The following is a 25792-nucleotide window of genomic DNA, read 5'->3' on the forward strand; positions in this document are numbered from 1 at the left end:
GTTAAGCTAACCAAATACGTATTGAAATGAATAAGAAATATCTGATATATATCACGCTTCTGGCCCTGAGCATGGGATTGTATTCCTGCAAGGATAATCTGGAGGTGCATAATGAGATCACAAATGCCGATAATACAGTAGACCTTTCTCAAAGACTGGATACTCAGGGCGACTTAAGTATTTTTAACGGCTACGTGAAGAGTACCGGTTATGATAAACTGTTGGCAACGGCACAAAACTATACCGTTTGGGCACCCACCAATACGGCAATTGCCAGTCTCGATCCTGCAATTGCTGCTGATCCGGTGAAACTGAAGGAATTTGTGGGGAACCACATTGCACTTTCCCTTTACCAGGTATCCGTAAAACCCAATGATACTTTACGGATAAAACTAATGAATGACAAGTATGGTAATTTCGTCAACAGTACTTTTGAAGAAGGAAATATTGTAGGGAGCGGTCAGTTTGTAAAGAACGGTGTCTTGTATAAAATTGATCAGCCAGTACCCAGTAAATTAAGTATCTGGGATTACATGCAGCAAAGTACCGATGCCAACCTGCAAAAAAACTATATCAATGCCTTATCGATATCGGTAATCGATAGTGCTAACGCCACTATTATTGGTTACAACGCATCCGGAACCCCAATATTTGCACCTAATCCACCCATGATTGCCCGCAATACCTATTGGGTAAATGTTGCCGATCTGCGTGATGAATCGCAACAGTACACCTATTTTATGCTTCAGGATGCGGCCTTTACAGCTGAATCGGCAAAACTGAGTAGCTTCTTTTCACCAATAGACCCAAATCAGAATGCCGCATTCTATGTAGTGAAAGACCTTACAGTTAAAGGTGTTTATACACTCGATAAATTACCCGATACACTGATCTCTGTTCGCGGGGCAAAAGTCCCGTTAAGTAAAGCCAATGTGGTTAAATCTTACAGAAGCAGCAATGGGATAGTGCACGTCCTTCGTGCATTGCCATTCCGCGTAAAAGATAAAGTGCCTGAGTTTAAAATAGAGGGAGAAAGACTCGTGAATATATCCGCTTCCCGTACCGTTTTATACCGCACCAAACTGGACGATAAAGGAAAGGAATATAAAGATATTGAGGTATACAATCATGGAATCTCAGAGTTTGGTGTATTTTATAGTCGCGCTAACCTGCCTGTGGTTAAATATAAGGTTTATGCAAGGGCTATTTCAGGTGCACTGGGCGATTCGCAGGTGGCGGCATTTACCCAGCGTTATTTTATTTTTAATCTGAACTCAGCAACACCGGGTTACACGCTTGCCTTTACGCATCTGGTTAATCCACTTACTTATACTGAAACTTACCTGGGTGAATATACACCCGGCAGTTTTGGACCATTACTGCTGAGGCTGACATCTGCCGCAAGTACTTCCGTAAATGTAAACACGCTGATTTTGGATTACCTGCGCTTTGAACCTGTTTTACCTTAATTATTAACTCTGCTTTGAAAGAAAATACTATGTATAATTTTACTACGATAAAAAAAGTTTGTATGCTCACGGTGTGCTTGCTTGTGCTTGGCAGAATGGTTAAAGCACAGGAAACAGACTCTGTTGAAACAAAAACGGATACCACTACTGTAAAGGTGAAAGCCCGTGCAGTAAAGGGCGAAAGGGTGAGGGGGATTGTCATTGACGGAAATACCAATAAGCCTCTTGTTGGGGTGAATGTTACTGTACCTAATTTTACGGCTTCCATTACGGATGAAAAAGGAAGGTTCAATATTGTTGTTCCCGATTTCAACGCTACTGTAATCATTTCAGCCGATGGTTTCCAAACCAAGGTATTACCGGTTTACAAGGAGAAAGAAATCAAAACCAGGCTATATCCCTTAAGTTTCACTTCTGTGTACAATGAGGTCGTTACACCATCCGGAGTAGAGTCACAGGCCCGTACTATTTCCGCTGTAAGCAACATCGGTTTGCAAAACAGCTGGACCAACAACTCAGAAACCCCGATGAGTTTCCTACAGGGTAAAGCGGCAGGTGTACAGGCTGTACGGAAATCGGGTACACCAGGTATTGGTGCAGATGTATTCATTCGTGGTTTCAATTCACTATATACCACCAATCAGCCTCTGTACGTGGTGGATGGGATGATTTACGATGCGAATAGTTACGGCAAATCCCTGACTAAAGGTCATATTAACAATCCTTTGCAATTTATCGACGTTAAGGATATTGAAAACATCAGTATATTAAAAGATGCGCTTGCCGCGGCTACCTTTGGCACGCGTGCAGCGAATGGCGTGGTGATGATTACCACTAACCGTGCGCATGATCAGGCTACTAATATTGATTTCTCTGCTTTTAGCGGCGTAAACCTCAGACCAAAAAATCTGCCACTGATGAATGCAGATGAACATCGTCTGTATTTGTCAGACATTTTAAAAAGTCAGGGCCTTAGCAATGTGGCCATTGCTGCCAAACCCTATATGAATACCAATCCTGCAAGTGCAGATTATTTTAAATACCATAATGAAACGGACTGGCAGGATCAGGTATTAAGAACAAGTTTTGATCAGAATTACTTTCTGAAGGTATCCGGCGGAGACAACATCGCTAAGTATGCGCTTTCAGTGGGTTATAGTAATGATAAAGGTGTGTTGGACAGTACCAATAATCTTAAGTACAGTACAAGGTTTAACAGTGATCTGAACCTCACCAAAAAGTTAAAGGGAACCACCAGTTTATCTTTCACTTACACCGAGCAGCGGCTTAAAGATCAGGGCATTGCCAGTGCTACAAATCCACTGTTTCTTTCGCTGGTAAAATCTCCGTTTATGGGACGCAACGAAATCGATGCTTTCGGTTCGGTATCACCAAATCTGGCCGATTACGATACCCTTCAGGTGAGTAATCCAAGATCACTGATTGAAAAAGGAACCAATTTTAAAAAGGCCTACCGCTTTTTTGGAAACATTAATTTTGATTACACCTTTAACAAAAACTTTAAACTTTCCAATTTATCAGGTATCACCTATGATAAAACACAGGAAACACTGTTCATCCCAAGAAAGGGTGTTACCAATGATACGCTTTCGAATGTGGTGGGCGATAGTCGTTTAGGTACCCAGGTTGCCCGGTTCTTCAGCTTCTATAACGACCTGCGCTTATCCTACGACCAATCATTTGGCAAACACCATAAGGTACATGCTATTGTGGGATTCAGGTATTCGCAAAGTGAAGCAGAACAGGATTTTGCTACCGGATTTAACTCTGCAACAGATGATCTGATCAGTATTGGAAACAGTAACTCGGCATTCAGGACTTTCGGTGGTGACATCGGTAAATGGCGCACCTTGAATAATTATTTTACTGCCAATTACAGTTACGCAGATAAGTACCTTTTAAATGTTGCTGTTGCCGTTGATGGTTCATCGAGATTTGGAATCAAAGAAGGGCAGGGATTTATGAACTTCGATGATGGTTTAAGGATTCAAGGCAGCAGGTATGCCGTTTTGCCCGCTATCGGCGCAGCATGGGTAATTTCTTCAGAAAAATTTATAAGAAACCTGAACCGTGTTGATTTACTGAAATTAAGGGTTACTTACGGACTAACCGGAAATGATGATGTGGGTAACTACACGGCACGCAAATACTATGTTTCGCAAAACCTCTTTGGTATGCGTGGTGTAATGACCGGCAACTATGCTAATCCTAACCTGCAGTGGGAAACTGTTCGGAAGCTGAACGCAGGTATTGACGGATCATTTTTCGGCGAACGCCTGAGCATCAGTCTGGATTACTGGAATCACCATACCGACAACATGCTCACTTATCAGCTGGTGAATTCAGTTGGTGGAACAGCTTCTTATCTAAACAACAACGGTGGCATGAAAACTCAGGGATTAGACCTGGCGCTAAATGGCCGTATTTTAAACAAAACATTCAAATGGGATGCCGGCATCACCATAGGTACTTCGAAAAATAAAATCACCAGCCTGCCAGGTGGCAATGCAATCATCACCAGTTATGCCGGTGGCGCATATATCACACAGGTGGGTGGCGCGGCCAATCAGTTTTTCGGCTTAACCACTAATGGCGTCTATTCCACTGATGCCGAAGCCGCTGCTGCAGGACTGTCCATCCGCAACAGCCTGGGTAACCTCGTGCCATTTACCGGAGGGGATGTAAAGTTCACAGACCGTAACGGTGATAAAATTATTGATGCCAACGACCGCACCGTGATCGGTAATCCAAATCCCGATTTCTTCGGAAGCTTCAGTAACACCTTTACCTACAAACGCTGGAGTCTGGATGCCCTGATTACCTTTGTACAAGGAAATGATATTTACAATTATACCCGTGCACAGCTGGAATCGGGAAGTACTTACTATAACCAGACACCTAACCTCATTAACAGATGGAAAGGGAATGGACAAATTACTGATGTACCTAAAGTGGCCTATGGCGATCCGATGGGAAATGCGAAGTTTTCCGATCGCTGGATCGAAGATGGTTCATACCTGAGATTGCGTACCGTTTCACTTACCTACAACATACCACTTAAGTTAAAGTCGGTGAAATATGCCAGGGTATTTGCAACGGGTAATAATCTGTTCACTGTTTCAAATTATCTCGGCTACGATCCTGAATTCAGCAACTCGGCAAGTTTATTTACACAGGGTGTAGATACTACGCTCGAACCGCAGTTCCGTTCGTTTCAGTTGGGTGTAAGAGTAGGGTTATAATTTTAGAAAAATTCATTATGAAAATCAATTTCAATAAAAATATTGCAGCGTTATGCTTACTTGGTGTTTTGTCGGCGGGCCAGTGGTCGTGCAAGAAAATGCTTGATGTACCTGCAGAAGATAAACTGGATAGTGCCAATGGTTTTAAAACGGTTTCTGATGCAGATGCCGCCGTAATTGGGATTTACGGGCAATTCCAGGGGCTTGAAAAACTATACGTACTGCAAAACGAGCTTCGCGGCGACCTGATGGATGTGACCAGCAGATCGACTGCCGATTTACAGGAGCTATCTTCACATACCGAAACAAAAAACAATCCTTATGTGGATCCAAGGCCTTACTATCAGGTAATTGTGAATTGCAACGATGTGCTTAAAAATTTCGATGCGATGAAAGCCAGCCTGAGGATGAGTGTGGATGACTACAATAAACGTTACTCTGATATTGCATCCCTTAGAAGCTGGATTTATTTACAATTGGGGATACAGTACGGTAGTGTGCCTTATATTACCGATTCTTTCAAAACGGTTGAGGATTTAAATAACCTGAACACCTATCCTAAAATTTCTTTTGATCAGTTATTAGACCGTTTGATTGCTTTAAACGAAAATTTACCTTATAAGGAACCATATGCTTATCCGGCAGGTAGTTCGCTTCTGGTAACCATTGATGGGAACTTCACGCAAAAGCTTTTCATGTCGAAAGCATTTTTATTGGGTGATCTGTATTTGTGGAAAGGTAATTACCTGAAAGCAGCAGAAAACTATGCTAAACTGATGAATGCTGAAAATACTAATACTAACGATAACGTACGTTTTAACTTCTATAAAATAAACAATTTTGTTGATGCCGTATACTCTAACCTGGCTGTACAGTTTACCAGAAGTCAGGACGATAGTAGCTTGCTAAACAGTCCTGATGCGGGCTGGCGTGGTATATTTGGTTTGCCAACTACCCTCAGTGCATGGAGCTCTGAATGGTTTTGGGCGATGCCTTACGGATCTACGTTTAAACCTGTTAATCCGATGATTGACCTTTGCTCACCCCTTAAAAGCTACCAGATCCGGCCATCACAGGCCGTAAAAGACCTGTGGAATAGCCAAAGAGGTAACAATGGTATTCCTTATGATTCGAGAAGTAAACTGTCTTACACAGCTTCAGCAATGGGTGATGCCATCACAAAGTTTACCGATAACGGTGGTAAATGGGGCATCTACCGTGCTGCATTGTTACACCTACGCTTTTCAGAAGCGGCTAACCGGGACGGGCAGACCAAACTGGGTTGGGCATTTCTAAACATCGGGTTAAACAGAACTTATTATGTAGGAACATTTGTTGCTGGAGCGATGTCGCCCGCTACCGTCGCGGAACTCAATACCATGATTACTCCTTATCCACAAAGCTCGCCTTACTACTTTGATGCGAGAAAAAATAACGATGTGTCTGGTACCTGGTACCGCAGTATCGGTATAAGAGGCAGGGCAGTGTTAAATCCGATTGACGTAAGTTTTCAGACCGATATGATTGGCCTGGAAGGCAAGCTGATTGAAGAAGCCGCATTGGAGCTTGCATTTGAAGGTAACCGCTGGCCAGATTTATTACGCATTGCCCGCCGGCAGAATAATCCGGCATTCCTTGCCGATAAGATTTATCAGAAACTGTTAAAAGCCGGAAATCCCAATGCCAGTGCGGTTAGGGAGAAACTAATGGATCCTGCCAACTGGTATTTACCTTTCGACTGGGCTAAATAAATAATCCGGTGGACTCTTAAAAGAATAAGCAAAAGATTTTAATCCATATCTTGTATAAAAATTCAGTCATCATCAGCACTAATGAATAAATTCAAATCCATATCATCACTTTCCGTTTTACTTTTATCAAGCATTACACTCTTCGCCCAGCAAAGCAATTACAAATTTAAATTTGGCTCCGGCAAAGTACCAGCAGGTTATGTTTTGGTCAACGAAAAATCAGCATTTACACCTGAAAAAGGATATGGATTTGAACCGGGTACGCCGGTGAATGTAGCATTGGGTGGAGGGAAAGACCTCATCAAACAAAGCACGATCACTGCAGGTCAACCCTTTTATTTTTCGGTAAATGTACCGGAAGGCAACTATAAAGTGACGCTGACCCTGGGCGATGCCAAAGTAAAAACCGCGACGACTGTGAAAGCCGAAGCGCGCCGTTTGATGCTTGAAAACATCACCACTAAATCGGGTGAGTTTGTAACAAAAACTTTTATTGTAAATGTACGTAATCCTGAAATCAGCACAGGCGCCATGGTGAAACTCAACGACCGGGAACTAAACAGCAGAAGCTGGGATAAAAAACTGACGCTTGAATTTAATGGTGCAAAACCGTCTGTTGCTGCATTGGAAATTACAAAGGTGGATGATCAGGTGACGGTTTATCTGGCCGGAAACTCTACCGTGGTTGATCAGCGTGCGGAGCCCTGGGCTTCATGGGGACAAATGATTCCGCGTTTTTTCGAACCGGGAGTGGCTTTTGCCAACTATGCTGAATCGGGATTAACCCTGGCCAGCTTTAAAGGACAGAAACGTCTGGAAAAAATACTTACACTCATCAAACCCGGCGATTATCTTTTTATTGAATTCGGTCATAATGATCAGAAAATGAAGGGAGAAAATGATGGTGCATGGAAATCCTATACCGACAACTTTAAATACTATATCGCTGAAGCGAAAAAGAAAGGCGGAATCCCGGTAGTCGTAACTTCCACCAGCAGACGCCGTTTCGATGAGAATGGTAAAACGATCAATACACTTGGTGATTTCCCGGCCGCAGCTAAAAAAGTAGCAGCCGATGAAAAGGTGGAGTTAATTGACCTGAACGCTATGACGGCCGTTTTATACGATGTTTTGGGTGTGGAACCTTCAAAAAAAGCTTTCGTGTTTTATCCTGCCAATACCTATCCGGGTCAGGATAAAGAACTGGCAGATAATACCCATTTTAATCCTTATGGGGCTTATGAGCTGGCGAAATGCGTGGCTTTGGGTATTCAGCAATCCAACCTGGGGCTTAAAAAGTTTTTAATTCCCGGATTTAGCTTTAACCCATCGAAGCCTGATGCTGTAGCTGACTTTGACGTTCCGCCAAGTCTGGATATGGATTTGGTTAAGCCAGCGGGGAATTAGGCATTTACATGACAGGAGATTAGGCGAAGGTTTGTATAAAATTCACATTACGTGTTTAGCAAAGAAAGCTTATGATTCATCTGCTTAATATCATGTGCTAACCTTTTAATGAATCGTTTTGCAATATCGCAAGCAAAGTGGGCCAGATATTCTCAGCTGCTTTAATGTAGCCGCTGGCAAGTGGATGTACACCATCGATCATATTCAAGCTGCGGTTTCCTGTTACCCCTTTTAAAAATGAAGGTACCAGAAAAATTTTATTCACAGTGGCCAGTTCACGGAAGATGTTCGCATAACCTGATCCCTGAAAGGCTTGCGCCCATGCCGGTAATTCAATACCCAACAGCAAGATCCATGCTGCAGGATAGGCTTTGCGCACCTGGTTAATGATCGTTTGTAAATTTGCTGAAACCTCTGCAGGCGCATGCCCTCTTAGAAAATCATTGGCGCCCAGTTCCAAAATAAAACCAGCCACGTCGCCCTGTAATACTGAAGAAAGCCTGCTTAAAGCGGAGCGCGAAGTATCACCACTTATTCCTGCATTCACCACCTCATAGTTAAATCCTGCAACGTGAATATTTGCCGCAAGCAAGGCCGGGATGGATTCGTTTTGTGGTTGTCTCAATCCGTAACCTGCAGTCAGGCTATCTCCGAAAAATATAATTTTCTTATTTTTACTCATACTGGCATTCATAACCAAAATTTTGAGGAAATGGTTCATAGAAATGATTGAAAATGAAGTTTATTAACATACATCAATTCATTCCTTAAATTCAGGCACTACTTTTGAAATTCAAAAAAAGGGTAATTTTATTTAAACTTAAATTTATATCAGATGAAAAAACTATTTTTTGCGCTTCCAGCGCTTCTTTTACTTGCATCGTGTGGAGGTTCTTCGAACGATAGTGCGAAAACAACCACAGAACAAACTGCTGCAACACAAACAGGTGAAACTTTAGCACTTGATACCGTAGGTACTTCGGTTGACTGGAAAGCTACCCATAAAGGTGGACTTGCTCCACGTTGGGGTAAAATCAGCGTTACTTCAGGAAGCGTTTCTGTAAATAATGATTCATTAACTGGTGGGGAATTCACCATCAACCTGGCTTCTTTGAAAGTTGATCCGGCATCTGTTACTGAAAAAGACAAAAAAGCCAGTGATTTGGAAGGTCACCTGAAAAGCCCTGACTTTTTTGACGTAGCTAAATTCCCTACTGCTAAATTTGTGATCACTAAAGTAGAGCCATTTACCGGCGCACAGCCATCGAGCCTGTTAAAAGACCCTAACTATTTAATCAGTGGAAACCTGACTCTTAGAGACAGTACATTGAACATTACCTTCCCGTCTAAAGTTGAAGTTTCAGCTACCGGCGTTACGGCAACTGCCAAGTTCATCATCGACAGAAGTGCATGGGGAATTAATTATAAGGCAGAAGGAAGTCCTGAAAACTGGATTATTTCAAAAGATGTGGAAATCGGTTTGACGCTTAAAGCTGATAAAAAATAATTTCAGATACACAATCTTATCATCATATGAAACGCTCCGGATAAACATTCGGAGCGTTTTTTTTAAGATTACTTTCTTCCGGGAAAAATCTTATTTTCAATTACCTAATTATAGAAAACGCTACGGGGGCCATGGTTTGCCATAGGTTTCCTTATAGGTTCGTAGTACCGTCGCAGGTAACAGCTAGGATATTGCAAGGAACAAGATAGGAACCAGATAGGAACATGCTAGGATAAAATGCCTAAGAAAGTGCCAGCGTAATGCCGCCAAGGCCGTTTTTGAATACTTTTATCCTAGCCACTTGCTGGAATCGGCATTTTAGCCATTCTTTTATGCTTTTATTTGAACCTTCGGTTTGCTAATGATCAGATGGGGATTTAGTACTATTGTCAATAACATACGAAACCATGCGGACAATTTTATCGTTGGAAAAATGATAGATATCGCATGATGCACCACTGTACTGACTTCCATCTGGTCTTATACCTGCGCTTGTGCACTCTACGGATGCTTTGTCGCCTTCAATGATGATGGTTCCAAATTGAAAATACATCCGTTCAGGCATATTCTCGCCTCCGTCCATATTACTGATCTCCTCTTTTCCCCGTAATGTGGTATGTCCGGTAGATGAGCTGAACATCTCCCAGATAATGTCATCTGACAGGAAGTCTATAAATTCGTCCATCCTGTTTTCCCCGAAAATCTGATTGACTTTACTGATAAGTTCTCGTGTAGTTGCCATGAGGTTTAAACAAAGTCATAGCGCAATAGTTTCTTTCAAAGTCCTTTAAATTAGTTATTTAGCATCAGCGTTTAGTGAACAATAGCACTGATTGCGTGATAACCTCCGGTAATATTGGTCAGTTTCCTGATTCCCTGCGCTTTCAGCATGGAGATGAAGATCATGGAGCGGTAACCGCCTGCACAATAAACCAGGTAAGGTTTACCAGGATCAAGCGCTTCAGCGGCCTGAGCGATCTGATCGAGCGGAAGGTTCAATGCGCCGGATACCGTTCCTTGTTCGTGTTCTGATTTTGCACGCACATCGATGACATCATATTTCCCGTTTTGAAGGAGCTGATTGAAACTTTCAGCGCTAATGTTTTCAATGGTGTCTTTTGCGTTGCCACTGTTCACCCACTCCTCAAATCCGCCCATCAAAAAACCTTCGCACTGGTGATAACCGATACGGGCCAGTCGCCTGATGACTTCGGTTTCACGGCCTGGTTCAGCAATGATCAATATACGTTCCTGATCAATGGGAAGCAGGGCACCTATCCATGGTGCGAAACTGCCGTCGAGCCCGATATTGATTGATCCGGGAATATGTGCTGAAGCAAAAACATCAGGTTTTCGGGTATCGAGAACCAATGTTCCGGGTACCCCCATGCGGCTTTTGAAAGATGATGCGCTGAGCCCCTGGATGGCCTGATGAAGTACCTTTTCAAGCAGGGGGCAGCCTTTAATATTCAGTTCTACGTTCATGGGGAAATATGCGGGCGGAGCCGCAAGGTTCCCACATAGTTCGCTGATGAAATCTTCACGTGAAAGATCGTCAGCCAGAGCATAATTGCTGAGTCGCTGTGAACCCAGGTCGCCAATGGTTTCCTTACTCATGTTCTTGCCACAGGCACTTCCTGCGCCGTGGCCTGGATAAACAACGGTATGATCCGGTAATGGAAGTATTTTATTTCTAAGCGAATCGTAAAGCATGCCTGCCAGATCCTCCTGACTGATATCCAGATCAGGCGACTGCGCAAGGTCGGGTCTGCCTACGTCGCCAAGAAATAAGGTGTCTCCGGTAAAAATGGCTTGTTCAACTCCCTGCTCATCCAGGAGCAGGAAACAGGAGCTTTCCAGCGTATGCCCAGGGGTATGTAAAAGTTTCAGGGTTGCTCCTCCAATGGAGAAGTGTTCTCCATCGGCTCCGTTGTAGCTTGGGTAGGCAGTTTGTGCACCCGGTCCCAATACAATGGTGGCACCGGTTTTTGCCGCAAGTTCCAGATGTCCGCTCACAAAGTCAGCGTGGAAATGCGTTTCCATGATGAAAGCAATGCTCGCCTGATCCTGTTCTGCCAGCTCAAGATAAGCATCGATATCCCTAAGCGGATCAATCACCACAGCTTCACCATGATGTTCGATATAATAGGAGGCTTGTGAAAGACATTTCTCGTAAAGCTGTTTTATTTTCATGTGGTTTTTATTGGAATAAAATTATAGATTGCTGAGCTCGCCGGCCTGCAGGGCAAGAATGACAATGGCCAGTATCAGTATAAACCAGCCGAAGCAAAGCCTGAGCTGCCGGGTATTGAACAAGTGGGAAATTCGCTGCCCTGCCACAGCACCAGTAATGGCTAAAACGGTGGTTAGCAAAAGAAATGTCCAGTTGACTTCCTGTAAACCAAGATCGCTCAGGAAGCCTGACAAGGTATTCAGCGAAATGATAAACAATGATGTACCGACCGCCTTTTTGATGTCAAGATGAAAGAATAAGGTTAAAGCCGGAACAATCAGAAAGCCACCACCAGCACCAAGAAAGCCTGTTAACACACCTGTGGCCACAGCGCATCCAATCAATACCGAAATGGAATTTGATTTTTCAACTTGTTCCAGGTCGCAGTCGTTTTTCGCCTGCATCATCGTTCTGGCGGCCATCATCATCAGCAAAGAAAAAATGATCATGCTAAGCATTCCAAAAGTGAGCGTTACACCATGCCAATGCCATAGCACTGCAGGGATTTTCGGGATGATAAGACTTCTGATCAGCCATACCATAACAATGGATATGGAGGCAAAAATGATCCCCTTTTTGAACAGAACTTCTCCCTGTTTAAATTTAGCGATGCTGGATATGGAGCTGGTAGAGCCCACAATAAACAGCGAATATCTGACCGCAGAAGCTGGCTCCAGCCGGAAAAAATACACCAGTACCGGAACAGTAAGGATACTGCCCCCGGCACCCATGAGCCCCAGCGAAAGGCCGATTAAAAGCGTAGAGAAATAGCCGACTACCTGCATGTTTAGGCTAATGATAATGGGTATTTCAGGAGGCCTGCCAATGTGGTTATCGCAATGTCGATGTCTCCCATCCGCGTTAGCTTGCTGAATGAGAACCGTATTGTGGCCCCCGATTGCTTTTTACCCAATGCATGCATCACATGGCTGCCATGGTCGTCGCCGCTGCTGCAGGCACTACCACCAGATGCACATATGCCTGCCTGATCCAGCATGGCCAGCAGCAGATCGGTATCCATATTGCCCGGGAAGTTGACACTCAAAACTGTGTAAAGTGCGTTATCATTGTTGTTAAAGCTGATTTCAGGCGATAATTGCATCAGGCCATCGCGCATGGCTTTGTTTAGGTTGCTGATGTAGATCTGATCGCCCGGGTAATTTTCGTATGCCAGCTCCAGCGCTTTGGCAAAACCAATCATTCCATGTACATTTTCTGTTCCTGCCCGCACTTTTCTCTCCTGGCCACCGCCATGAATTAAAGGGGTGATTTTGGTACCTGCGCTTACATAAAGTATCCCGGTACCTTTAGGGCCGTGGAATTTATGTCCGGAAGCGGAGGCGAAATGAACACCGTATTCAGCCAGTTGCAAAGGATAATGACCAATGGTTTGCACACAATCTGAATGAAAGATGGCGCCATAGCGGTTACAGATTTCTCCCGCCCTTTTAAGATCGAGCAAAGTGCCGATTTCATTATTGGCATGCATGAGGCTAACCAGGCACTTTACGCCCGCTTTGACCTGGCTATTTAATTGTAGTTCGAGATCGTTATAGTCCACCTCCCCGTATTCGTTCAGTTTTACAAATGAACAGGTGATGTTTTTGTCGGCACAATAATGTTCAACGGTGTTTAACACGGCATGGTGCTCGATAGGAGAGGTGATGATGTGCGTGCAGCCCAGTGTTTTTACCGCCGTAGCGATAGCGGTATTATTGCTTTCGGTACCGCCACTGGTAAAATAGATGGAGGTGCTTTTAACACCCAGCAGATCTGCCACTTTTTTCCTGGCAGCCTCTATGGCTGTTTTACTTTTTCTGCCTATGCTGTAGGAAGAAGAAGGATTGCCATAGTGCTGCGTTAAAAAAGGCAGCATCGCCTCTAATACAACCGGATCCAGTGAAGTGGTAGCAGCATTATCTAAATATACGATCTCGTTCATGGTGAATTTATATTTTATATTGATGGTAACAGGATAGCGCAAACATTAAAACAAGGGCACGCTATCCAGCCATGCCCTCTGTTTATCATTAACTAACTAAAACTAGGTGGTAAACTTCTAAACACCTGCTTTTATCTTGTCTGGAAAGCAGCTAGGCCGGTTTCCAGGAATTTTTTATAATTGGCCACTTCGTAATCTGCTCCCTGCGGAGGGCTTAACAGCGTTTCAGTTGCCGGGTCAAGCAATACATAGAACGGCTGGGAGTTCGACTGGAATTTCCTGGCCTGCAAATCGCTCCACTTTTTACCAATGGTGCCAAGTGTTTTTCCTTCAGGTGTTTTTACCACATCTTCCGGTGCCAGCTCGCTCTTGTCGTCTACATATAACTGCACCAGGATGTAATCCTGACTGATCATTTTGTAGACTTCCTTATCCGGCCATACATTGGCTTCCATTTTACGGCAGTTTACACAGGCATGTCCGGTAAAATCGATCAGGATTGGTTTATACTGTTGTTTCGCAGCTTCGAGTGCTTCATTGTAATCAAAGTAGGCATCCAGTTTCAACGGAGCATGGAACTTATCGGCATATTTATGAGGGCCTCCCGACACCGTTTTTGCCGGTAATGAACCGCCAACTAAACTGCTGGTGTACAAATCAAAGTCCTGTGTATCCTGCGGAGGCAGAAAAGCGGATACTGATTTCAGTGGAGCTCCCCATAAGCCAGGGATCAGGTACATGGTAAATGCCAGGATAATCGTTGCCATAAATAACCGCGGCACAGATATGTAGTTAACCGGACTATCGTGTGAAAATTTAAGCTTACCCAGCAGGTAGGCGCCCATCATGCCGAAGATGATGATCCACAGCGCAAGAAAGATTTCCCTGTCGAACCATTCCCAGTGATAGGCCAGATCGACATTGCTCAGAAATTTTAAAGCAAAAGCCAGTTCCAGGAAACCCAGCACTACTTTTACGCTGTTTAACCAACCACCGGATTTTGGCAGTTTGTTCATCGCAGAAGGAAAAAGTGCGAATAAGGCAAAGGGAATGGCAAGCGCAAATGAGAAGCCGAACATGCCAATCGCCGGCCCTAACAGCGCTCCGGTTGTGGCTGCCTGAACCAATAGGGTTCCGATAATCGGCCCGGTGCAGGAGAATGAAACCAATGCCAGTGTACCTGCCATAAAGAATAAACCGGCAATGCCACCCTTATCTGCATTGCTGTCCATTTTGTTGGCCCATGAGGATGGAAGCGTCAATTCAAACGCACCGAAAAATGAAGCCGCAAAGGTGACCAGTAACAGGAAGAAAAAGAAGTTGAATATTCCGTTTGTAGATAAACTGTTCAGTGCATCGGCTCCAAAAATAACGGTCACCAGGAGTCCGAGTACCACATAAATCAGAATGATAAAAAAGCCGTAAAGGGCGGCCTTTCCAAAAGCCCTTCCTTTTTCTGCTCCCTTAGTGAAGAAACTCACGGTTAAGGGTAGCATGGGGAAAATGCAGGGCATCAGCAAAGCAGCAAGTCCGCCTACAAAACCTGCTATAAATATACCCCAGAGTGTTTGCTCCTGCGGTTTGGCCAGGTTTTGAACTTGTTCAGCTTTCGTCGCAGCTTTAACTATGGTAGCTCTGGTGTCAGTTGCCTTAGAGATCGTGTCTGCTGTTGCAGGGGTAATTTCCGTAAATACCAGATCATCCGTTGATGTACTGTCTTGCGCGTATCCGGTTGTGCATAGGGCACAGGATAGCAATAGCCCTAAAAATAAGACTTTAAATTTGTTCATCATGATGCTATTATTTTACAGCGATGCTGAATTCAATTTCCTCAGGCGGCAGACATTGTTTGTCGTTACACACCATAAATTCTACTTTTCCCTTAACCGTTGCGTTTTTTGCGGTTAATTTCACTTTCTGCTGAAAGATCACCGATTTCTCAAAATAGCTCACATCCATTTTGAATGTAGATTCGAATTTGGTAATTGGTTTTGGTTCAATGGTTTTTCCGACAAGTGTGTATCCCTTGCCCGCAGGAAAAGTGAAAGTAGTTTTCACTGGTCCGCCATCTTTAACAAATTGTGAGTACAGGTGCCAGCCTTCGTCAACAGTTGCTTTAATATAAAGCGTTGCAGTTGTTGTACTTGTTTTTTTTGCAGCGTACGACCAGGTAACTGGTTTAAGAATCTGGCTTTTTGCGCCTTGATAGGAAAGCGTTAGCAAAGCAATGGCGATCAGTAATTTTTTCATCGTGGTTGTTTGTTGATTATTTTGTAAATATCAGCATTGTTGTTTTTTATATCAATACAATGCCTTATTTCCGTATATTTTATTGTTAAAGGTTTTTATTTCGAATATTTTACGGAAAAGGGGTTGTTAAAGGGAGTAAACCGTACTTTCTTTCAGAATGGGCAATGATGTTATGGAAATTTTACAGAGCAACCCAAGGTGCATGACAGTTATGCTGGCTGAAAATATTAACTTACGGACATCATAACGAGCAAATAATGAAAAAATACTGGATAGCTTTTATTGTGATCATGCTGGCCATGCACGATAACGTATCTGCTGATTTTATATTTAGTAAAGGGAGAATATTAAAAGTTAGCCTCTCTAATGAGGAAGAACAAGTGGTGCATACCGCATTTGGAATGTTCAGCCACGATTATCATGTGGTGTTCGGTGGATATGCAATCTTGAGTGCGAGTTCAAAGTTGCTTATCGGTACGCTGGGCAAAGGCTCAGAGGCCGAAAAGCTGCTGGATCAGCAAGCATTGCAAGACTTACGTTTACACCCTGAAGCCTATGTAATCAAAGTACAAAACGACCATATCTGTATCGTTGGCAGTGATAAACGCGGTACCGCCTATGGGATTCTGGAACTGTCGAGGCGCATGGGCGTTTCCCCCTGGGAATGGTGGGCAGATGCCAAAATCAGTAAAATGGATTCTTTGGTGTTCAAAAATGGTTTTAAGTTATTTGAATACCCATCAGTAAAGCTCAGGGGAATTTTTATTAACGATGAGGATTGGGGACTTACACCCTGGAGCTACCTAACTCACGAACCCTCAAAAATCAAAGGGCAAATCGGACCTAAAACCCATGCGCGGATTTTTGAACTGCTCCTGCGTTTGCGCGCCAATACCTTCTGGCCGGCCATGCATGAGGTATCTGTAGCTTTTTATCTTACTCCGGGAAATAAAGAAATTGCCGATAAGTATGGAATTGTAGTAGGTGCATCACACTGTGAACCCATGATGCGGAATGCCAATGCAGAATGGAAATTAGAGGGAACAGGCAATTATGACTATGTACACAACAGACCTGCCATACTGAAATTCTGGGAGGAACGCGTAAAGCAGCTTAAAAACTCCGATAACCTTTATACGCTTGGCATTCGCGGCGTGCATGATGGCAAAATGCAGGGTGCCAACACTTTGCAGGAGCAGTACGATGCGTTGACGAATGTGCTGAAAGACCAACGGGAGATGATCAGAAAAAACCTGAACAGAGATGTAGAAAAAATACCGCAGGTATTTATTCCATATAAAGAGGTTTTGGATGTGTATAACATGGGACTGAAAGTGCCCGATGATGTGACCTTGATGTGGTGCGACGATAACTATGGCTACATCCGCCGTTTGCCTGACAGCGCTGAGCGTGCACGTAAAGGCGGCAACGGCGTGTATTACCACGTTTCTTACTGGGGAAGGCCGCATGATTACCTTTGGCTGTCAACCAATCATCCTGCCCAAATCTACACACAGATGAAAATGGCCTACAATAAAGGCGCTAAAGACATCTGGATACTGAATGTTGGAGACATTAAACCCGGCGAGTATCTGACTGAGCTGTTTCTGGATATGGCATGGAACATCAATGCCTTAACCGATAATAAAGAGGGGCTCGACAAGCACATGCTTAACTGGCTTACAAGGGAATTCGGGCAAAAAAATGCGGCTGATTTAGCTGAGGTAATGCATGAATATTATCGCCTGGCCTATATCCGCAAACCCGAGTTTATGGGTAATACCAGAACAGAAGAACAGGATCCAAAATATAAAACAGTTAGCGATTTGCCCTGGGATGAGCAGGAAATCAAATCCAGGATTGCTGCCTATGATAAAATTTCGGAAAAAGTAATTTCATTGTCTAAAGAAATCGGCGCCACCAAACAGGATGCCTGGTATCAGCTAATTGAATATCCGGTCAGAGGGGCTACAGAAATGAATAAAAAAATGCTTTATGCACAGCTGGCCAGACATGGTAAAGCGAGCTGGGAACAAAGCGACAAGGCTTTTGACACCATCGAAACACTGACTTCTAAATACAATAACCTGGGCGGAGGCAAATGGAAGAATATGATGGACGATCAGCCGCGAAAACAACCGGTTTTTATGAAAGTGCCACATACCACCAGTACAGCGCCAATGCCGGTAAGCCAGAAAGCGCTGGTGACGTTGAATGGCAATCAGTTTTCGAAGTTTGAAGGCAAGGCACCTGTTGGCCATGGCTTAGGTTACGAAGGAGGGGCAATCAGCCTGGGGAAGAACAGCTCCGTATTTTATGCGGTAAAAAAGATCAGAACCGATTCGGTTAGCATTGAGGTTGCACTGGCACCCAATCACCCGGTAGAGGGGAAGCTGATCAGGTTCGCCATTTCATTGAATGGAAAAGATGTGCAGATAGTTGATTATCACACGGTAGACAGAAACGAGGAATGGAAAAGAAACGTGCTGACCAACAGGGCTTCGAGAACTGTCCGGCTGAAAGTGGCGAAAGCATCATCCACAGGTGCGGAGGATGAGATCCAGATTAAAGCGCTTGATGAAGGGGTGATATTGGATCAGATTAAAATATTGGCATTTTAAAGTATCGCCATCATTTTGATGGCGATACGGTGTAACTTATTCCTCTTTTAGCACTGAAAGTCGTTTTGTAAAAGCCACCTGTTAGCGTGGAAGCGATTTTTACGCCCTTTACAGCAACCTTCATTTTGGTTAATAAAGTGCATGGCCCATTCAAATTGGCTTTAACGGTTGCCGTTGATAGAACACCTTTTTGCCAGGCGATATCTATCGTGTAGTTCCCTCTGGCCTTCAAACCTTTTACACTTCCGTTTGCCCATGCGGCAGGTAGTGCGGGTAATAATTGTATTTTATCCAGGTGACTTTGTAACAACATTTCCGTCATGCCCGATACGGCACCAAAGTTTCCATCGATCTGAAACGGAGGATGTGCATCGAATAGGTTAGGGTAAAGTCCGCCACCTTTAGATACGCTCAGGTCGCGCATTAAATCTCTGATCAGTTGATACGCGTGATCGCCATCAAGCAGTCTTGCCCAGAAGTTAATTTTCCATGCTAAACTCCAGCCGGTACCGGCATCGCCACGGAGTTCGAGTGTTTTCTTAGCGGCCTCGGCAAACTGCGGATCCAGTAATGGTGATATTTCCCGGCCCGGATGTAAGCCATAAAGGTGACTCACGTGCCTGTGGTGCGGATCAACATCTTCCCAATCCTGCGACCATTCCTGCAGATTGCCTTTGCTTCCGGTTTTTAGGGGGTAAAGTTTAGCTAGTTTCTGTTTCAAAACGGCCTGAAAAGCAGGATCTACATGTAGCGCTTCGGCAGCTTCCAGGCAATTGCGGAAGTGGTCCCGGATAATCGACATATCCATTGTGGTGGCAACCGAGGTGTTGGCCTCATGGCCTTTTCCGTCGAAGTAATCGTTTTCAGGAGAAAAAGAGGGAGCGGTAACCAGCTGGCCCTGTTTGTTTTCCACCAGGAAATTAATCAGGAATTCGGCTGCTCCTTTCATCACAGGATAAGCATTTTTTAAAAACTGTTCATCTTTGGTAAAGCGGTAATGTTCATACAGGTGGCGACAAAGCCATGGTGCACCCATGTACCAGTTGGCCCATTTCGGATCACCCTTTCCATAATCGCCCACCGGGTTGCTGAGTGCCCAGATGTCGGTATTGTGATGGGCTACCCAACCTTTCATGTTGTAATAATCTTTGGCCGTTTTGCTACCGGTGACAGACAGCTCCTTGATGAGATCAAAAAGCGGATACTCCATTTCTTCGAGATTACTGATGGCTGCCGGCCAGTAATTCATTTGGGTGTTGATGTTGATAGTGTAGTTGGAGCTCCAGGGGGCACGCATCAGGTTGTTCCAGATTCCCTGTAGATTGGCCGCAACACCTCCGGCTCTCGACGAACTGATGAGCAGGTAGCGCCCATACTGGTAAAACAAAGTTTCAAATTCCGGATCCTTTGCACCTGTACTGAACTGTAAAAGGCGTTCATCGGTTGGTAGCTTGGTTTGCGCTTCGCTGGAACTGCCCAGTTCCAGGTTTACCCTTTTGAAGTATTGCGAGTAATCGGCATAATGCCTTTGGTAAATTTCATTCCAGCCTTTAGCTGAGGCAGCCGAGAGGGCTTTTTGCGACAGGGCAAGCTCGTCTTTGCCGTCCTGATCAGGACATTTATCATAGCCGTTAAAGCTGGTTGCCGCAGTGAGATATAAGGTGACTTCGTCGGCATCGGTGATCGATAATCCAGTTGTATCGGTGCGTGATTTTCCACCTTGAACAATGGCTTTGATTTGAACTGCCGCACGCATTCCGCCGCAACCCGTACTATCCAGATACTTGACAGGTTCTTTGTTGTATTTCACATAATTTGGGTCTACATGCGCCGGTGCTTTTGCTTTCAGCAGGAGACCGGAAGTTCCGTCACCTGAAACAACATATTGCACCTGACTGCTCAGGCTGCTATGTAAACTGATGCTGCCGGGTTTAGAAGCGGTAAAGTGGATTACGATCGACTGATCAGGAAACGAAGCGATCAGTTCCCGTTTATAGGAAACGCCGTTCGCCTGAAAACTTACTTCTGCGATGCTTCTTTCCACAGAAAGGCTCCGTTCATATGCACTATATCCATTGCTTCCGATATCCTGTTTAATTTTTAGATCGGCAAGCGGAAGAAAGGATTGGGTGTAAGGGCCTTGGATACCTCGGATCAGTTTGTTGGCTTTAACGTAATCTTCTTCTTCGAATAAGGCTTTGCGCGTATTGGCGAGTGCTTGTGGTGCACTTGCTCTGGCACTTTGCCGAACAGGCCCTCCGCTCCAAAAGGTAGCTTCATTCAGTTGGATCAACTCTTCACCGGGAACACCAAAAATCATGGCGGCTAAACGGCCGTTTCCGATAGGCAAAGCTTCTGTCCATTTGCTGGCAGGTTTTTTATACCACAGTTTACTTTCTTTTTGTGCAAAGGATACGCCTGTGTTAAGAAAGGTGATGAGGAGCAATGCCCATCTTGTAAATCTTGAGATGTATTTCATGAAATATTATACGGTAATCTGGTTAGATACTGTGTGATCCCCCAAATATAAAACTATTAACCAAATCCTACCAATCCAGTTTCAGCAGCACCACCGCCTGCCGGCTAAGTTCTAGTTCAATTTCGCCGTTTGCGGAATTGAATTTGCGTGGCTTATCAACCCTTTTTAACTGACCTGATTGTTCCAGCACAGCGATTTGCTTTGCATCCGGCTGTTGTGGCGAACCCATTTTCTTCCACACTTCATAGGAGTTACTGTTTTCCTGATCAATCTGATACTGGGTTAAGGTTACTGTTGGCGTGGTCAGTCCGTTAAGTTTCACCCGAACCATTTCTTTATTTCCGGTTTTATCTTCATCATGGTAATTCCAGATCATGATTGCAGCACTGCGCTGATCTTTTGTAGCCAGGGCACCCAGATCGGTAGTGGCTTTTCTAATGCTTGAATCAAGTATCGTTTTTAACGGATACATGCCATCGCTTTTGGCTTCTACCCGGTTCCCCTTCATTTGTCCGAACATCCTGAACACATTTAATACTGGTTTGTCGACGCCGTTGGTGGCCAGATCTCTGAAACCGGCAAACCAGGGTTGATTTTCGAATTCAAAAGACCAGGTAACCGCTCCAAGCAGGTTGATGTTATATTGATCGGTAAGTTCATATAACCGCGCAAAAGAGGCTGCGGTGTAGCTCGAATACATGGTGCCATTGCGGTAGGCATTCTCCGGATTAGTCGACATACCACAGGCGGCACAGCCTTCAGGATCAGATTCGCCGATGATCACCGGGATGTTTTTCATCTGCGGATATTTGCTGATTACCTTGTAATTGGATTCAATATTTTTTAGTTGCGTTTTGATGCTCATCACCACCGTGCCATTCACCACCTTCGGCGACCCTTTAGCGTGGAACAACACCGCATCCAGAGGCGAGCCGACTTTACCGGTTGCATAATTGGTATCGACCAGGCAATGTTTAATAAAGGCATCCAGGTAGCTGGAGCCGCCACCGGTTACGTTTGCGCCACCAATCCTGGCTGTCGGTAAAGCCCTTTTCAAGCCGTCGGCGGCATAATCGTATAATTTGAAAAACTCCTGTTGTGTTCCTTTCCAATACGCCCCATCGGCTTCGTTCCATACTTCCCAGTACCAGCTTTCCACCTCGGCTTTGCCATAGCGGTCGATACTGTGTTTTACCCATTCATAAACCAGATTGCTCCACTTTTGGTATTCCTTTGGCGGATAGGCCCATCCCGTTAAGATTTCCTCGTAACGGGTGCCGGGTTTCCATTTATGCTGATAAGGTTGGGGGTGTGTAGAAAGTGCTTCGGGCATAAAGCCAATCTGAGCGAGTGGTTTCATCCCTCTCTTTACATAAGTGTCGAAAATCTGATCTACGATTTTCCAGTTGTAAACCGGATTGCCATTGGCATCTTCGGTATAGGCATTGGTAGAGCCCCACTTTAAAGCCGGGGTGCCATCGCCCGACGTAAGCAGATTATGTGCCCGCACAAATACCGGAACCGGACTGAGTTTCGAAATTTCGGTGAGCAATTTCTGCCCGTCTTTCATGTAAGTATAATTCGGTTCATCGTAACCAAACCAGGCCCATACGGGTTTCATAGGCGCAACATTACGATCAAAGTTAACTTCTATATTTCTTTTTTGCTGCGCGAATGCGCCTGCAGATAGAAAAGCAAATGACAGCCACAACAGCAATGCTTTGGTTGATGTTTTCATAGTAGAGATGGTTAATTTCAGCAGCGGAATATTTTTATGTTAAGGGTTTTCGTATATTTCTGCTTCAATAATGCTAAGTCCGCCGTTTGATTTTGTTTCTGCGCGTTCTATGCCATCATCCAGTTTCTTTCCATTTACCTCTACACCAATATTGGTATTCTCCTCTTTTCGTGAGCCGGCTAGCTGAATGGTTACTGAGCTTCCTTTTGTAGGCGTAAAGCTGGCTACGAAGTAACCCAAACTTGGCTTGCTGTTTCCGGTAAATACTGTTTTACCATCAACTAAGATTTTAATGGGGTAAACCTTTGTTCTGAAACCGTTGAGTTTTAATGACACTGCATTCACCAGGCTCTCTTTTCCCAGCTTATATTTAATCCATGCCGTTTGAATTTTACCATCATTTACCCAGTCGCTTAGTTCATTGTCGTCGAAACTTAGTTTGGCTTTGGTTTGATTAGCACCTGCTTCTGCATCTGTGATCTGCACAGATTTACGTGAATCGGTGTACGACGCACCTGCAGGTGTTGGGCCTTTTACCAAACCTGGTTTTAACCCTTCGGAAGGTAGTTGCAGGGTAAGTCCTTTTTCCACCTTCACCGGCAAAGTTTCCAGGCTGATCGTTGAAGATTTCAGTCCGTCGGTATTTGCGGTCAGGTTTATTTTTCCTGCCTTTATTGTTGAGCGGATCAGCACCCGGTTTACACCACCTTCTACGGGAAGTACTTTCGAAAGGATATAATTATCGGGGCCTTGTGCAAGGCCTCCGCGCCATTCTGCCGGTCCTTCCAGGTTGAACTTAATGGTGTTTAATGCAATCGGACAACGCATGCCAGATTGATCTACCACTTCTACCTGAACTAAAGCCACATCTGCACCGTCGGCTTTGAAGCCTGCAGGATTTTTTATCGCTGTTAATTTCAGTGCAAATGGATTGCCTGCGGTTTTTAATTGTGTTTCGGCTAGTTTTTTACCAGCAGCGGTGTAGGAAACGGCTTTCAATATTCCAGGCTGATAGCTGATGTTTTTGAAAGTAAAGAGAAAACCGTTTGATTTTTCTCCAAAGCCAAGAGACTTATTGTTTAAGATCAGTTCCACTTTATCTCCGGATGCAATGGCATAGACGTCTTTTTTGGTTCCTTTGTTATAATTCCAGTGGCCAACCAGGTGAATCCCTGTTTTTTTGGTGTCAACCCAGCCATCCCACATCACCTGATGGGCGAAGAAAGCATCTTTAGGAATCCTCATGGCATCTACTTCGCCACTCCGGCGGTAGTTCTCTTCGCCGCGGTAATGGGTGTTAGAATCGGAGAAAATGATATTTACGCCACCCGAGCTTACCCTTTTGCCCGTTCCCGGCCTTACTTCATAGTATTCATTCCACCGGATCACATCTTCAATAGCCTGCGAATCCTGATTGCGGTTATAGTCGCTTGCATCGGCTCCTTTGTAAAGCGGGCCGGCTCCGTTTTTATGGAACGGAGGTGAAAATTCGTCCCAGTATTTACGAAGGGCTTCATCTCTCGAATATTCCATTGACCATACGGGTTTGGTTGCACTTTTGTTGATGTACAGCATTTCTCCCCCATATTCTGCGGAAGGGATGTCGAGCATTTCACGGGAACCAATTGCCCTGCCGCCATAAGGATCAAACTGATCCCTGATCGCCCGCATTTCCTGCATGTGTTCGGCACTGATGGATTCGTTTCCACATTCGTAGAACAGGATGCTCGGGTTGTTGCGGTTGTAGATGATGGCGTCGGTCATTACTGCTTTACGCTGATCCCAGCGGGTACCAGTTACATCTTTCTCTGAATCTCCTGCCGGCATGGCCTGAATCAAACCTACCCGGTCGCAGGATTCTATGTCTTGTTTCCATGGAGTGATGTGCATCCAGCGCACCAGATTGGCATTGCTCTTCACCATCAAACCATTGCTGTAATCACTTAACCAAGGTGGAACGGATAAGCCTATGGCAGGCCATTCGTTGCTGCTGCGTTGGGCATAACCTTTCATCATCAATACCCGATCGTTCAGGTACACCATTCCATTTTTAAATTCGGCTTTTCTGAAACCGGTTTTAGTGCTGAGTTCATCAACCGGCAGCCCATTTACTTTTAATCTTGAGGTTACATTATAAAGGTAGCCATATCCCCAGCTCCAGAAGTTTAAACCCGATACTGCACTTTCGGCAGATAGGGTTGTACTATCTCCGGCATTAAGTGTTTTCGCTGCCGACTGAAATGTTTTGATGATCTTGTTATCGCCGTCTTTGATTTCAACTTCATACACAATTGATTTTGGCTCTGCGCTTTCGTTTCTTACCTGCGAGGCAGAAACGATTGTCGCCATTCTGTTTTTAATATCGAAATCTTTGGCGTAAATATAGTTTCCTGTATGATGGAGGATGGAATAAATTCGAAGGGTTTGGTAAATGCTGCCCGTAACATGCAGGCGCACATTTTTAGACATACCGCCATAGTTGGCATTGAAGTTTTTGTCATTCCACTGGTAGCCTGAGTTGGTTGCTTTTTCCCTGTAGTTCCATGCATTGTCGATTTTTACGGCAATCACATTTTCCTGTCCTTTTTTGATCAGTGTTGAGATGTCGAAGCCAAAAGCCATCACACCGTTTTCATGCCTGCCGATAAACTGGCCGTTCAGGTAAAATTCGCCTGCCTGTCTGATACCCTCAAACTCAAGGAAAACTTTTTGTTGCTCGTCGTTTTGAGGAACGGTAAAATGCTTACGGTACCATACAATGCCTGTAGATAGTGCTTCGATGGATTTTTTAAAAGCTTCATCTTCATTCCAGGCATGGGGTAGGGTGATGGCCTTCCACTTTGTGTCGTCGAATGAAACAGCATCAGCGCCTGTAGTGTCGCCGACAAACAGCTTCCAGCCGGGATTAAAATTATAGGTTTTCCGAAGATTGTTTTCCTGTGCACGGCCGATCATAGAGAACAGGCAGAACATGAAAATGAAGATTGGTCTTCTGATCATGATTAGCGTTGGGTTTAATATATCTGGTTAAATTAAACGAGGTTAAGGATTTTAGCTTTCATTGCCGTCCTGTGCCATCCTGTTGATGTGCACTGGCGGTTGACCGGAGCTTTGTATTCGGTTTCAATCGTT

16 protein-coding genes are annotated in these 25792 nt (G+C 44.4%); 6 read left to right on the forward strand and 10 right to left on the reverse strand.

Annotated elements, in window-relative coordinates; translation table 11 throughout:
• Positions 1 to 26 precede the first annotated feature (26 nt).
• The 4 genes from R2Q80_RS02905 to R2Q80_RS02920 all read left to right on the forward strand — a co-directional run bounded on the left by R2Q80_RS02905 (position 27) and on the right by R2Q80_RS02920 (position 7890).
• Positions 27 to 1469: a fasciclin domain-containing protein gene (locus R2Q80_RS02905; protein WP_316798141.1), complete on the forward strand. Its 1443-nt coding sequence runs from the start codon at positions 27 to 29 to the stop codon at positions 1467 to 1469.
• A gap of 62 nt (positions 1470 to 1531) precedes the next feature.
• Positions 1532 to 4732: a SusC/RagA family TonB-linked outer membrane protein gene (locus R2Q80_RS02910; protein ID WP_316798142.1), complete on the forward strand. Its 3201-nt coding sequence runs from the start codon at positions 1532 to 1534 to the stop codon at positions 4730 to 4732.
• 17 nt (positions 4733 to 4749) lie between these two features.
• Complete coding sequence (locus tag R2Q80_RS02915; protein ID WP_316798143.1) at positions 4750 to 6483, forward strand: RagB/SusD family protein; 1734 nt, start codon at positions 4750 to 4752, stop codon at positions 6481 to 6483.
• An 81-nt stretch (positions 6484 to 6564) separates the two neighbouring features.
• A complete protein-coding gene (locus R2Q80_RS02920; RefSeq protein WP_316798144.1) occupies positions 6565 to 7890 on the forward strand; it encodes a rhamnogalacturonan acetylesterase in 1326 nt (441 codons plus the stop codon).
• A 97-nt stretch (positions 7891 to 7987) separates the two neighbouring features.
• On the opposite strand, the gene R2Q80_RS02925 is transcribed toward R2Q80_RS02920, so the two are convergent.
• Positions 7988 to 8572, reverse strand: a complete 585-nt coding sequence (locus R2Q80_RS02925) for a GDSL-type esterase/lipase family protein (protein WP_316798145.1) — start codon at positions 8570 to 8572, stop codon at positions 7988 to 7990.
• 153 nt (positions 8573 to 8725) lie between these two features.
• Between R2Q80_RS02925 and R2Q80_RS02930 the strand changes: the two genes are divergently transcribed.
• Positions 8726 to 9397: a YceI family protein gene (locus R2Q80_RS02930; RefSeq protein WP_316798146.1), complete on the forward strand. Its 672-nt coding sequence runs from the start codon at positions 8726 to 8728 to the stop codon at positions 9395 to 9397.
• 358 nt (positions 9398 to 9755) lie between these two features.
• Here the strand turns inward: R2Q80_RS02930 and R2Q80_RS02935 are convergent, their stop codons facing one another.
• From R2Q80_RS02935 to R2Q80_RS02960, 6 genes are all read right to left on the reverse strand, one after another.
• A complete protein-coding gene (locus R2Q80_RS02935; RefSeq protein WP_316798147.1) occupies positions 9756 to 10139 on the reverse strand; it encodes a nuclear transport factor 2 family protein in 384 nt (127 codons plus the stop codon).
• 71 nt (positions 10140 to 10210) lie between these two features.
• Complete coding sequence (locus R2Q80_RS02940; RefSeq protein WP_316798148.1) at positions 10211 to 11590, reverse strand: MBL fold metallo-hydrolase; 1380 nt, start codon at positions 11588 to 11590, stop codon at positions 10211 to 10213.
• 21 nt (positions 11591 to 11611) lie between these two features.
• On the reverse strand, positions 11612 to 12415 hold the full coding sequence (locus R2Q80_RS02945; RefSeq protein ID WP_316798149.1) for a sulfite exporter TauE/SafE family protein: 804 nt from the start codon (positions 12413 to 12415) through the stop codon (positions 11612 to 11614).
• A 2-nt stretch (positions 12416 to 12417) separates the two neighbouring features.
• The gene (locus R2Q80_RS02950; RefSeq protein ID WP_316798150.1) at positions 12418 to 13572 is read right to left on the reverse strand and encodes a cysteine desulfurase family protein; all 1155 of its coding nucleotides are present in this window, start codon (positions 13570 to 13572) and stop codon (positions 12418 to 12420) included.
• A gap of 131 nt (positions 13573 to 13703) precedes the next feature.
• Entirely contained in the window at positions 13704 to 15365 is a 1662-nt protein-coding gene (locus R2Q80_RS02955; RefSeq protein ID WP_316798151.1) for a protein-disulfide reductase DsbD family protein, read from the reverse strand.
• A 7-nt stretch (positions 15366 to 15372) separates the two neighbouring features.
• Positions 15373 to 15822: a protein-disulfide reductase DsbD N-terminal domain-containing protein gene (locus tag R2Q80_RS02960; RefSeq protein ID WP_316798152.1), complete on the reverse strand. Its 450-nt coding sequence runs from the start codon at positions 15820 to 15822 to the stop codon at positions 15373 to 15375.
• 257 nt (positions 15823 to 16079) lie between these two features.
• Here R2Q80_RS02960 and R2Q80_RS02965 point away from each other — a divergent pair, with 257 nt between their 5' ends.
• Positions 16080 to 18443 carry a glycosyl hydrolase 115 family protein gene (locus R2Q80_RS02965; protein ID WP_316798153.1) on the forward strand — a complete coding sequence of 788 codons (2364 nt, stop codon included), beginning with the start codon at positions 16080 to 16082 and terminating at the stop codon, positions 18441 to 18443.
• A gap of 10 nt (positions 18444 to 18453) precedes the next feature.
• On the opposite strand, the gene R2Q80_RS02970 is transcribed toward R2Q80_RS02965, so the two are convergent.
• From R2Q80_RS02970 to R2Q80_RS02980, 3 genes are all read right to left on the reverse strand, one after another.
• Positions 18454 to 20922, reverse strand: coding sequence for a glycoside hydrolase family 95 protein (locus tag R2Q80_RS02970; RefSeq protein WP_316798154.1), 2469 nt, complete (start codon positions 20920 to 20922; stop codon positions 18454 to 18456).
• A gap of 67 nt (positions 20923 to 20989) precedes the next feature.
• On the reverse strand, positions 20990 to 22660 hold the full coding sequence (locus tag R2Q80_RS02975; protein WP_316798155.1) for a GH39 family glycosyl hydrolase: 1671 nt from the start codon (positions 22658 to 22660) through the stop codon (positions 20990 to 20992).
• A 39-nt stretch (positions 22661 to 22699) separates the two neighbouring features.
• On the reverse strand, positions 22700 to 25660 hold the full coding sequence (locus tag R2Q80_RS02980) for a glycoside hydrolase family 2 protein (RefSeq protein WP_316798156.1): 2961 nt from the start codon (positions 25658 to 25660) through the stop codon (positions 22700 to 22702).
• Positions 25661 to 25792 lie beyond the last annotated feature (132 nt).

Origin of the sequence: Pedobacter frigidisoli (genome assembly GCF_032678525.1) — a bacterium.
Classification (GTDB): Bacteria; Bacteroidota; Bacteroidia; order Sphingobacteriales; family Sphingobacteriaceae; genus Pedobacter; species Pedobacter frigidisoli_A.